Annotated in this window: 10 protein-coding genes; 3 read left to right on the top strand and 7 right to left on the bottom strand. The window is 58.4% G+C overall.

What is annotated here, in order from left to right; translation table 11 throughout:
- Positions 1–390 precede the first annotated feature (390 nt).
- Both AC3WQR_RS20795 and AC3WQR_RS20790 read left to right on the top strand, forming a co-directional pair.
- On the top strand, positions 391–825 hold the full coding sequence (locus tag AC3WQR_RS20795; protein ID WP_159278664.1) for a low molecular weight protein-tyrosine-phosphatase: 435 nt from the start codon (positions 391–393) through the stop codon (positions 823–825).
- Complete coding sequence (locus AC3WQR_RS20790) at positions 822–3,083, top strand: polysaccharide biosynthesis tyrosine autokinase (protein ID WP_492743340.1); 2,262 nt, start codon at positions 822–824, stop codon at positions 3,081–3,083. The genes AC3WQR_RS20795 and AC3WQR_RS20790 overlap by 4 nt, the downstream gene beginning before the upstream one ends.
- A gap of 487 nt (positions 3,084–3,570) precedes the next feature.
- Here the strand turns inward: AC3WQR_RS20790 and AC3WQR_RS20785 are convergent, their stop codons facing one another.
- A complete protein-coding gene (locus tag AC3WQR_RS20785; protein ID WP_492743339.1) occupies positions 3,571–4,047 on the bottom strand; it encodes a hypothetical protein in 477 nt (158 codons plus the stop codon).
- Positions 4,048–5,004: 957 nt separating this feature from the next.
- Here AC3WQR_RS20785 and AC3WQR_RS20780 point away from each other — a divergent pair.
- Complete coding sequence (locus AC3WQR_RS20780; protein WP_492743338.1) at positions 5,005–5,730, top strand: hypothetical protein; 726 nt, start codon at positions 5,005–5,007, stop codon at positions 5,728–5,730.
- A gap of 527 nt (positions 5,731–6,257) precedes the next feature.
- On the opposite strand, the gene AC3WQR_RS20775 is transcribed toward AC3WQR_RS20780, so the two are convergent.
- The 6 genes from AC3WQR_RS20775 to wecB form a co-directional block, all read right to left on the bottom strand.
- Positions 6,258–6,512: a VanZ family protein gene (locus tag AC3WQR_RS20775; protein WP_492743337.1), complete on the bottom strand. Its 255-nt coding sequence runs from the start codon at positions 6,510–6,512 to the stop codon at positions 6,258–6,260.
- A 135-nt stretch (positions 6,513–6,647) separates the two neighbouring features.
- Positions 6,648–7,226, bottom strand: a complete 579-nt coding sequence (locus AC3WQR_RS20770) for a NeuD/PglB/VioB family sugar acetyltransferase (RefSeq protein WP_492743336.1) — start codon at positions 7,224–7,226, stop codon at positions 6,648–6,650.
- Positions 7,227–7,240: 14 nt separating this feature from the next.
- A complete protein-coding gene (locus AC3WQR_RS20765) occupies positions 7,241–7,801 on the bottom strand; it encodes a sugar transferase (RefSeq protein WP_492743335.1) in 561 nt (186 codons plus the stop codon).
- Positions 7,785–8,744 carry a UDP-glucose 4-epimerase family protein gene (locus AC3WQR_RS20760; protein WP_492743334.1) on the bottom strand — a complete coding sequence of 320 codons (960 nt, stop codon included), beginning with the start codon at positions 8,742–8,744 and terminating at the stop codon, positions 7,785–7,787. The genes AC3WQR_RS20765 and AC3WQR_RS20760 overlap by 17 nt, the downstream gene beginning before the upstream one ends.
- Positions 8,741–9,994 (bottom strand): glycosyltransferase family 4 protein, encoded by a 1,254-nt coding sequence (locus AC3WQR_RS20755; RefSeq protein ID WP_492743333.1) that lies wholly within the window; start codon positions 9,992–9,994, stop codon positions 8,741–8,743. The genes AC3WQR_RS20760 and AC3WQR_RS20755 overlap by 4 nt, the downstream gene beginning before the upstream one ends.
- A 7-nt stretch (positions 9,995–10,001) precedes the next feature.
- Positions 10,002–11,138: a non-hydrolyzing UDP-N-acetylglucosamine 2-epimerase gene (gene wecB, locus AC3WQR_RS20750; RefSeq protein ID WP_492743346.1), complete on the bottom strand. Its 1,137-nt coding sequence runs from the start codon at positions 11,136–11,138 to the stop codon at positions 10,002–10,004.
- Positions 11,139–11,159: the final 21 nt, after the last annotated feature.

The raw sequence follows: 11,159 nt of genomic DNA, 5'->3' as shown, positions 1-11,159 counted from the left end.
CCCCTCCCCCCCAATTCAGGGGATTCGCGACACTCATAATGTCATTTTTTGTATCTTTTGCATCGACATGACTTTGGTCATAGGGCGGCTGATTAGCTCACTCGATCAGCTGTCCCTTGGGCAGCAATGACCGATTCGAGCCCTGAGTGCCTGCTGCATGACCACATCCGCGAGGCAGTGGGCGCCAACGCCCTGACTACAATGCCAACGGCGTGCCCAGCCACCCTTCGGCTCTCTTGTTTAGATAGCGCGATTCAATCGCTCAACGAAGGACAAATGGTGAGGACATTTCTGTATGACATGTGATTCATGCTGGACATGGAGCACGCGGCACGCAATACGTTGAATCTGATAACTAGAGGCACAAGCCTTCGCCGGGAGCCAAGTCTCATGAAATCTGTTCTGGTGGTATGCATTGGCAACATCTGCCGTAGCCCGATGGGGGAAGCATTGATTGCTGCAGCGTTGCCGCAGGTTCAAGTCGCGTCAGCAGGAACTGGGGCCCTGGTTGGTCACCAAGCAGATCCGATTGCACGCAAACTCATGGCCGAACGCGGCATCGACATCGAGGCCCACCGTGCACGCCAACTTACAGGGCAAATGTGCCAACAGGCCGACCTCATCCTTGCGATGGACGAAGCCCAGCGGATTCACATCGGGCAGCGCCATCCATTGACCCGGGGCAAGCTGTTTCGCTTGGGCGAAGTCGCACGCGTTGACATTCCCGACCCATATCGCATGGGCCGTCCGGCCTTCGAGCACGCCCTGCAACTCATCGCTGACGGCGCCCAAGCCTGGGCCGAACGCATTCGCAAACTCTCATGACTTCTTCCGCTTCCACTTCGGCTCCTTCCGCAGCACTCGCGCGCGACGATGACAACGATGCAATTCATCTGTCCGAGTACTTCGATATCTTGCTTGACCGAAAGTGGCTGGTGGCAGGCGTTACTGCCGTTGCGCTCGTCATCGGTACGGCCTACGCACTCCTGGCTACACCGATATATCAGTCAAACCTACTGATTCAGGTTGAGGACTCCGCCCCTGATGCCAAGAACTTTCTTGGCGACACGGCAAACCTCTTCGATGTGAAAACGCCTGCCACAGGCGAGATTCAGATTATTCGCTCGCGATTGGTTATTGGAGGAGCCATAGCGGCGAAGCAGCTGAACATCGATGCACAACCACGCTATCTCCCCTTCATTGGTGAATGGCTCTCGAGACATGCCAAAGAACTGTCGAACCCCGGCTTTCTTGGCATAGGAGGCTACGTTTCTGGAACCGAAGCAATCAGCATTGCCAAGTTCGATACTCCTTCCGTACTCGAAGATCAGAAGCCGTTCATGATCACCGCGCTAGCCGGCGGCCAATACACTCTGGCTCATCCCGATCTTGCGGAGCCACTAACCGGCACTGTTGGCAAGGTACTTACTCAGCAGTTGCCCGAAGGCACCATTACATTGGTGGTTTCGCGGCTTGACGGCAGGCCTGGTGCCGAGTTCCTAGTTTCGCGTACTTCACTGCTCGCCACTACCGAAGATCTTCAGAGACGCCTTCAACTCGCCGAACAAGGCAAGCAATCGAATGTGATCAGTGCTTCGCTCGAAGATAGTGACCGCGATCGCCTCCAGCGCACACTCAATGAGATCGGGGCTCAATACGTTCGCCAGAACGTCGAACGCAAGGCCGCCGAGGCCGAAAAAACTATTGAATTTCTCGATCGACAGCTTCCCGAGTTCAAGCAGCAACTTGAAGACTCAGAGGATGCTTACGCACGCTTTCGCAATCAGAATGGCACCGTCGCCTTTGATGAAGAGGCGAAAGCAGCACTGACCATGTCGGTGCAATTGCAGACCAAACTGCTGGAATCCCAGCAACTGCGCCGCGAGCTGCTTTCGCGCTTCACCGAGAGCAACCCCAAGGTCCAGATGATCGACGGCCAGATCGCGGCCATTCGCCATGAGATCGAAGGCCTTGAGACTCGTGTCAGCGCCATGCCAGCCGTTCAACGCGACGCCCTACGGCTTGAGCGCGATGTACGCGTCAATGGCGAGCTCTACAAGTCACTGCTCAATAGCTCACTGCAACTCCGCCTTGTGAAGGAAGGCAAGATCGGCAACGTGCGACTGCTCGATACCGCTGTCGAACCGAAGAAGGCCGTCAAACCGCAGAAGCCCTTGGTCGTCGCGCTTTCCCTGGTGCTCGGATTGTTGGCTGGCGTGGCCTTTGCCATTGTCCGAAGCAAGCTTTCAAGCGGCATCCAGAACCCGCAAGAAATCGAGGAGCGTCTCGGCCTAAACGTCTATTCCGTGGTGCCATTGGCGCTCGAACAGGAAACGATTCTGGAGCATATTGCAGGCGGCGCGAAGGGTGTGCAATTGCTGGCCGTAACCTCCCCCGAGAGCCTTGCCATCGAGAGTCTGCGTAATCTGCGTGTTTCCCTGCAACTGACTTTGATGGAGACGGGGAACAACCGCGTGCTTATCACGGGCGCTACGCCTGGCGTGGGCAAGAGCTTCGTCTCCGGCAATTTTGCCGTCATCATGGCGCAGGCCGGTAAGCGTGTTCTGTTGATCGATGCCGACCTACGTAAGGGTCATCTTCAGAAAGCTTTCGGCTTGCCACGAAAGGGCGGCCTGGCAGACGTGCTGTCGGGCGAGATGACGCCCGAGCAAGCGATTCATGCTCAAGTGGTCCCGAATCTGGACGTCCTGACCACGGGCGCCTACCCGTTTAATCCTGCCAATATGATGCTGTCGTCAGCACTGGGCGAATTGTTGGACGCCTTTTCGGAAAGCTACGACCTGGTGGTGATCGACAGCCCACCGGTGCTAGTGGCCGCCGATGCCGCTGCAGTTGCTGCGCATGCCGGTGCTGTGCTGCTGGTGGCTCGCGACAACCTGACCCAGTTAGGCGAGTTGAACGAGAGCGTCAAGCGGCTCGCACATGCCGGCCAACAGGTCAACGGCGTAGTCTTCAATGGCATGGACCTTTCCCGCAGGCACTATGGTAGCTACGGCTACAAGTACGGCGGCTACCGATACACTGAGTACAAGTACAAAGAAGCTGGGGTAGCCGCTGAGTAATACTCGGCCCTGCGAAATTCATCTCCTCGTCCACTTCGCTGGCGCAGAGGGATGGTGACGCCCATGGGCACCAGAGCTTGCTGGTGCGGGAATCTCAACCCAGGATGCGAGAGCGATGGCGGCAGGCAGACGCAACAAGAAGCCCTTGAGCCCGAGGCGCACGACGGCGCGCAGCAGCCGGCGGATGTTGTAGTCCGCCGCACGGCGCACCGCTGACAGCGCGTAGCCGGAGGCCCCCCCGCAACCAGTGGCTGCAACGGCTCGCCCAGCAGCGACGCGCGGGTTTGCCCCTCCAGCCGGCGAACGCCAAGCCGGCCCATCACGATGGAGCACCACTGGCGCCCCCTTGCCGAGCATCGGCATGACGTGGAACACCTCGCGCTCGAACATCCGGTCGAAGCCTAGCCAGAATGTGCGATAGACCGCGCGAGCTTCCTCACCCAACATGAGCATCCGGTCGTTCCATCTTGACCCGAGTCCGAGATCCTCAGGAGGCGGTCACGGATCCGACGAAGGCGACGCACTCCACGGGGTTGAGGGCGGCCAGCAGCAGGTATTTCGCGACCTCGCTGCGCACACGCAGCAAGTCTTGGTCGCCGAGGCACCCGTAGACGAAAGCGAGCAGGTAGCGCTCGGGGTGCTCGTCGCAGAACTGCTGGACCAGTTGGCCCGCCAACTCGCCCAGCAATTTCTCGTTGAAGCGGGCACGCACCGTCAAGCGCTGCATGCACTTGTCCTGCACCTCTTCCGAGACGACTGGCCACGCATGGCCGCTGCGCGTCATCGCCTGGAACGTCACGAACAGGATGTGCAGCGGCACCTCCGGCTCCACCATGCCGACGCTCATGCAAGGCAACACAAGGATCGAGGCGAGTATGTTGGGCTGCTGAGCGAAGATCTCGTCGGCTGGGCGCGCCTTCTGATCCTGCCCCATGCCGTTGACGTCGATGGCCGCCTGGACCACTACGGCTTACGTGATCACGCTCATCTTCCTCAGCTCGGCCACCAGCGATGTGGCAGCAGTTCATCCAGCCGATAGCTGCGATGCGCGCCAGCAAATCGCGCAGGTACGCCCACGGATCCAGGCCGTTGAACTTGCGCACAGCGCGTCAGCCAGAGCGCGCAACTGGGCGGCGGACAGCGCGCAGCACACGGGAGCTTCACGTGCAGGCCACCGCGCTGGAGTTCGATGCGGATGTCGAGCTGGGGTGCTGGGGCAGCGGCCACAGGCTCAGGCCGCGGCAACTCGACAGGGTCAAGAGGACCGCATCGCCCATGCGCTGAGGCCGCGACCCGCGAACTACTTGCGCACGACGTTGGTGTTCAGGCCGCGCGCAATGGCCACGGCCGAGACCGACGCGCCGGGCACGCCGGCAGTCGGCCAGAATGCGTGCCTTGAACTCGGCACTGTGGACTCGGCGATTGGAGCTATTGGGATACATGGCTGTCCGCCAAAAATAGGTGGGCGCTCATCCCCGAAGGGCGGCACGGCGGGCGCAAGATGGTATCGCCAGACGCTCAGCACCCATTTCCTTGACAGCCCACATGTTCGCAGCGTGGCCGGCCAGCTCCGAAGTTTTTTGTCTCAGCGGGCATATGCGCGTGCAGGCTCTCAGCGGACTCCTGACCGCTATAGACCACTTCGCGGTCTTCAGCGCCTTATCCAGTGCTCATCGGTCTCGCCATTCAGGCGACTGTAAGGATGCATTTCCGCCTGCAACACAAGGGGACACAATCAGAGAATTCCTGTAGGCTGATCACTAAATCCGCTTTAGGCCAGCCAGCTTCACCGCCCAACTAAAATATGAAGGGAATTGCGCTAATGAGATTTTATCTCGCAGTTTTTATCTTGGCACTTCTTGGTGCGAGTAGTGGATCGCATGCACAGCCGGCAAGCAAAACTTTTATCGTAACGCATTCCATGAACTACAAGAATGCAGTGGATCTTTCTTTTTACGGAGTTCCGAAGAGCCCCATGATCTACGAGGCCTTGCTCTTTCCTTCTAGGAAATCAGACCAAATCCTTGAAGGCGAAGAGTTGAAGAGAGTGATAAATGGAATAAAGCTCGGACCATTGCCATTGATACTTGATATTGAGCGTTGGAGCATTTATTCGGATAACGAGAATGTCCGAGAGAAAAATAGAGAAAAATTTTTAAATGTCTTGGAAAAAATCAGAGTCGCGCGTCCTGGGATCAAAGTTGGGTACTATGACGTCGTTCCGACCATGAGATATTGGTCAGTAGTTGATGTGGCGAGAAAATTGGAAAAGAGAAGTTGGGAAAATTTAAACAAGAGAGCCTCTGAGGATTTTGCACCACACGTGGATGCCATATTTCCGTCGCTCTATACGCTCTATGGCGATCAGCAAGGATGGAAGACTTACGCAGAAGAAGCTTTGCGAATCAGCAAGTCTTTTGGCAAGCCTGTCTACTGCTTTTTATGGCCAAAGTATCACGGCGGAGATCGAGAACTCACCGGGAAATATTTGTCTGCAGAATATTGGAATTTAGAGTTAGAGACTTGCTATAAATATGCCGACGGCATTGTCATCTGGAATCATGAGCCGCATAAAGAATGGGACCCGAATGCTGAATGGTGGCAACAAACCTTGAAGTTCATGAGGGTCCATTCGCTTTCGAAATAAATTGGTCCTTCGGAGCCGGTGAGGTTGAGAACGGGGTAGGCAGGCACCGAAGTAGTCGACCCTGTAAAACTCACCCGACCGAGCTGGTCGCCCTGGAGGCCCGCATGCGCAGATGCGGCGCGCAGCAGCCACCGGATGGTGAAGCCCACGGCGCACTGCCAATCGCCCAAGGCCTTGACCCTGCCCCGATGGGTGATCTGGATGCCCGGATTGGGCTGCACCACGCCCCACAACCTCACGCATCAGGCGGGCGAAATGCGATGCTGGTGCCGCCTCGATTTGCGCCCAGGGAGTCGGCTGGCCAGCATCACCAAGGGGTGGCGCAGATCGATCATCTAGGCCAGGCGCGGGCGGGAAAAATCCGCGATGTCGGCTGACTGGGGCGCTGACAACACTTCCGGGAATCAGCGTCGGATCCAACGATCCTCGCGGATCGGCAACCTATACGAACCAACGAAACTCAGTATTCGTGTGTGTTACCAGGGATTTGCAGGGCCGACAACGTAGGGGGGAAATCAGGAACCTGATTATCGCTGGGCCACCCAGCTCATCAGTCGCGCGAACACCTGCCCGACAAGGAGGCCGAGGCCATCCGCCCAGAGGTCGCTCCACTCAGCGTACCGATCAGGCGTGAAAGACTGCAGCAACTCGATGAGCGCACCATAGGCCAACAGGCTCGACAGCACCAAGCTCAATCGCCTCGGCCATGCCTTGTGCGCCAGGAAGGCCAATGTTGCAAAGGCCAGTACATGATTGCTCTTGTCCCAGCCGGTGGTGGGCATGAACGTCGAGGGAGGTGCGAGCGACAACGCAAGAATTGCACAAACACAAGCCCAGAAAGCCCAAGCCGATAGCAGACCAATATTCAATCTCACCTGGTTACTCTCTTTTGGGCACGAGCAGCATGAGGCATCAGTTCAGGCCTCAACCACTTCGCCCGCACGCAGCACACATTCAGCGGGAATCTTGACTCCATAAGCGAGCGCTGAGCCCACACGCATCCACGCCGAACGCCCAAGCACACTGCCTCCAGCCATGCTCGTATTGACACCGAGATGACCAAATGACTCCACCACACAGTCATGATCGACAACAGCGCCGCAGTTGACGATAACGCCCTCGCCCAGCTGAGCCCCGGTTCCGACGATAGCGCCGGCCATGATGGCACTGCCCTCCCCGATGGTGGCTGTGGGCGACACGATGGCTGCCGGATGAACCACCATCGCCAGCGTCAATCCCTGCGCCTTTACTTGCTGATGCAGAGCCTCGCGCAACGCGTTATTGCCGATCGCCACGATCACCGTATCGATTCGGCCACGGCAGTCGGCCAGCATTGCGGTTGTGCCCCAGACCGGGCAGCCCCACAAATGATGCTGCTGTGACTTGGCCGCGTCGTCCAGGAACGCCGTCAATGCATAGTCCTGCCCGAGCAATGCGGCCTCAGCAACGGAACGTCCGTGACCACCCGCGCCAATGATCAGCAAGCGCTTTTTCATCTGCTGCCTCATATTCAGTGCGTCACACCTTCGCGCCTCAGCACCTTGACGAAGGTAAGCCATAGGATGCGGATATCAAACCAGAACGAGCGACGCTGAAGGTATTCGATATCGAGCTGGACCTTGGCAGGGATAGGTAATTCATCGCGTCCATTCACCTGCGCCCAGCCCGTCAGGCCCGGCGCCAATACATCCACACCATGCTGCGTCCGCAGATCGATCAGATCCTGCTGATTGAAGAGCGCTGGTCGGGGCCCCACAAAACTCATGTCCCCGACCAAGATGCTCCAGAGTTGCGGCAGTTCGTCGAGACTGCTTTTGCGCAGAAAAGAGCCGATAGGCGTCAGATACACCCTGGGGTCGGACAACAAATGCGTAGCTACTGCCGGCGTACCGACACGCATGCTACGGAACTTGGGCATCTTGAAAATGCGGTTATCGCGGCCGATCCGATCAGACCAGTAGAGAGCAGGCCCGCGAGAGGTAAGGCGTACTGCTATCGCCACGATCATGATGGGCAACAGCAACACGCCCCCCGCGCACAATGCCAAAAACAAATCAAACAGACGCTTCACGCCAATATCCTTCTGCAGTCCTTTTCAAGCCCTCGTCAACCGAAATGGGGGGCGTCCACCCCAGCAAGTCCCTCGTCTTTGAAATGTCGACTTGCAAAGAGCCACAGAGTCGTTGCGCGACATGGGCTTGACCCAGCATCGAAGCGCCTCGCTCCAACCAACTCGCCGGAACAGGAAGCAGCCGCGCAGGCTTCCCCATGGCCTGCCCCAGGCGTTTCAGCAGTTGTGCGGTGGAAAGATCTTCACCGTCCGAAACCAGAAAAGTCTGATTGCCCGCTGCGGGGTGGTGCACGCAAGAGGTCAACAGATCCACCAAGTTGTCGAGCGACACCATGCTTCTGCGATTGCCGGTGATGCCCCCGAGCGGCAACGGAGTTCGGTGCGCGACGATGCTCATCATCGTGCGGAAGTTCGCCTTGACGCCCGGGCCGTACACGAGAGGCGGACGAACGATCACCACTTCCATTCCGGTTTGCGTTGCCAGTTCTCGCAAGGCCTGCTCCGCCTCCAGTTTGGAAACGCCGTATGGATCCACCGGCGCTGTCGGCCCATCCGCTGAAAAAGCACTGCCGATCGACGTTGCTTCTCCGTTGGCTTTGATGGAGCTCACGAAGACAAAGCGTCGCACCCCCGCCTCTGCGGCTTGCCGCGCCAGTCGCAACGTTCCATGAAGATTCGTGCGCCGATATTCCATCAATGGATCGCTCGCACCGTCCGACATCACGTGGACGCGGGCGGCGGTGTGGATCACAGCGTCAACATTTGCGACAGCTTCTTGCCAGTCAGTTTCCGCGCTGAGGTCGCCGACCATCGCGGTTTCGACCTTGAACTTCTCGAGCGCGGATTCACGACGAATCGCCGCGCGTACAGGCAGGCCATCAGCGAGCAGCCGCGCAATCAGCGCAGTACCTACAAAGCCCGTCGCTCCCGTTACCAAGATCATCTTGCCTCGCTTTGTTTTTTTGTGGCCGAGGCGGGAAAGGACAGCGACTGAAGCCATCCTTCCAATCGATTGATCAGCGAGCCTCGCTCGAATTCGCTGGCACTCAACGCAAGGCCATTCGCGCCCATTGCCTCGCGTTCTTCAGCCGATTTTTTCGAGAGATCCAGAACTGCCTTGGCAAGCTCCTTGCGATCCCCTGCGTTGCAAGTCAAACCAGCCGCGGCATTTTTCACCACGTCAGCACCTTCGCCGTTCAGCATGGCCAATACGGGAACGCCTGCTGCCAGATACGACTGGAGCTTGCCAGGAATGGTCATGGAGAAGATCGGCTCGTTCTTCAAGCTGACCAGCAATGCGTCGGCATGCTTGAAGAAAGAGGACATTCGCTCCACTGGGTGCCGTCCCAGCATGTGGACGCACTCCTGCAATCCGCGCCGCTGGATTTCAGCGGCCACCCACTGCGCCATTCGGCCATCACCAACGATCAACCAACGGATGTTTCTGTGTTCCTTGAGCATCTCTGCCGCCGCAAGGATCGCCGGAAAATCTTGAGCATCGCCGATGTTTCCAGCGAACATCACATTGAAGCTTTCCGGTTGGACCTGTACCTCAGGCGCAGCAACCGCTTGTTCTACATCGAACAGCGTCTCGGCCCAACTGGGGAAGTACTCGATTCGGCCGCTGTTGCCCGCGTACTTCTTGATTTGAGGCACAAAGCTTTTCGACTGCGCCAGGATCAGGTCGCAGCGCTTGTAGATGAACGACACAAGCCGTCCCACTGAACGCAGGATGAAAGGCGAACGAACCACGCCAATGGCTTCCAGCGTCTCGGGCCAGAGGTCAAGAACCCAGAAAGCCAGCGGTGCCCGTTTTACCGCTCGCAATGCAACTGCGGGCACGCCGACCGTGATGGGCGATGGCTCATAGGCGAGAACCGCGTCAAAGTCGCGCCCTCGCAGCTTCCACATCCCAAGCACGGAGGCACTGATCGCGAAGGTTGCAAAGTTCAGCATTAACCGGATGCCTCCCTTTCCACGTACAGACATGGGCACCCGGACGACCTCCGCGCCTTCATAGCGCGCAAACTTCTCGGGGTCATCGCGGTACGCGGGGAAGACTTTGCCGTCGGGGTAGTTGGGCACGCCGGTCAGCACCGTGACTTGGTGACCACGCCGCACGAATTCGGCGACAAGATCATTGATCCTGAAGTTTTCCGGCCAAAAGTACTGAGAGACGACGAGCAATCGCATAGTGACGTCAGTACTTCTTCCAGACCACGCGGTTCACGTAGTCGGTGTAGCTGTGAACGATCCGCAGCACCTTGTCCGACACATTGGGCATGCTGTAGTCGGCCACCTGACGCAAGCCGCGCGCATCGCCTCGCGGCTGGCTCTCCAGAATCGCCAGCCCCTGGCGCACACGCTCCACCTCGAGGCCCACCATCATCACGGCGGCCTCTTCCATCCCTTCGGGCCGTTCATGCGCCTCGCGCAGATTGAGCGCCGGAAAATTCAGGATCGACGACTCCTCGTTGATCGTGCCGCTGTCGGACAACGTGGTGCGCGCCGAGAGCTGCAGCTTCACGTAGTCGTGAAAGCCCAGCGGCTTCAACAGCCGCACCTGCGGATGAAAGCGAGCGCCCGTAGCATCGATGCGCTTTTGCGTGCGCGGGTGCGTCGAGACGATGACCGGCAGGTCGTGGTCTTCGGCGACGGCATTGAGCACCGCCACCAGCTTGGCAAAGGACTGCGGCGATTCGATGTTCTCTTCGCGATGGGCACTGACCACGAAGTACTGCTCAGCCTGCAGGCCAAGCCGGTCCAGCACATCGGACGCCTCGATGCGCGGGCGGTAATGCGTCAGCACCTCGAACATCGGGCTGCCGGTCTTGATGACCAGATCTGGCGGCAGCCCTTCGCGCAACAGGTAGTCGCGCGCGATCGTGCTGTAAGTGAGGTTGACGTCCGCAGTGTGGTCCACGATGCGGCGGTTGGTCTCCTCGGGCACGCGCTGGTCGAAGCAACGGTTGCCCGCTTCCATGTGAAAAATCGGAATCTTGCGGCGCTTGGCCGGAATCACCGAGAGGCAGCTGTTGGTGTCACCCAGGACAAGCATCGCCTCGGGCTGCACCTCGCCCAGCACTTGGTCGACCACGATGATGAGATTGCCGATGGTGTGCGCCGCGCTGGTGGCGTTGGCCGCGCTGTTCAAAAAGTGGTCGGGCTTACGCACGCCCAGATCGTCGAAAAAGACCTGGTTGAGTTCGTAGTCGTAGTTTTGGCCAGTATGCACCAGCACGTGGTCGCAATGCTCGTCCAGTCTGGCCAGTACGCGCGACAGGCGAATGATCTCGGGCCTGGTACCGACCACGGTCATGACTTTGAGTTTTTTCATCGTAGAAATGGCTACTGCTTC

Source organism: Variovorax sp. FW305-3-2-15-B-LB1 (genome assembly GCF_058787635.1).
Note: the sequence above shows the minus strand (reverse complement) of the source record. Positions and strands in the feature narration are given on the sequence as shown.

Excerpts from the sequence above, each read along its gene's own strand:
- AC3WQR_RS20795 (WP_159278664.1), top strand. The coding sequence starts at position 391 with ATGAAATCTGTTCTGGTGGTATGCATTGGCAACATCTGCCGTAGCCCG.
- AC3WQR_RS20790 (WP_492743340.1), top strand. The coding sequence starts at position 822 with ATGACTTCTTCCGCTTCCACTTCGGCTCCTTCCGCAGCACTCGCGCGC.
- AC3WQR_RS20780 (WP_492743338.1), top strand. The coding sequence starts at position 5,005 with ATGAACTACAAGAATGCAGTGGATCTTTCTTTTTACGGAGTTCCGAAG.
- AC3WQR_RS20775 (WP_492743337.1), bottom strand. The coding sequence starts at position 6,512 with ATGCCCACCACCGGCTGGGACAAGAGCAATCATGTACTGGCCTTTGCA.
- AC3WQR_RS20770 (WP_492743336.1), bottom strand. The coding sequence starts at position 7,226 with ATGAAAAAGCGCTTGCTGATCATTGGCGCGGGTGGTCACGGACGTTCC.
- AC3WQR_RS20760 (WP_492743334.1), bottom strand. The coding sequence starts at position 8,744 with ATGATCTTGGTAACGGGAGCGACGGGCTTTGTAGGTACTGCGCTGATT.
- AC3WQR_RS20755 (WP_492743333.1), bottom strand. The coding sequence starts at position 9,994 with ATGCGATTGCTCGTCGTCTCTCAGTACTTTTGGCCGGAAAACTTCAGG.
- wecB (WP_492743346.1), bottom strand. The coding sequence starts at position 11,138 with ATGAAAAAACTCAAAGTCATGACCGTGGTCGGTACCAGGCCCGAGATC.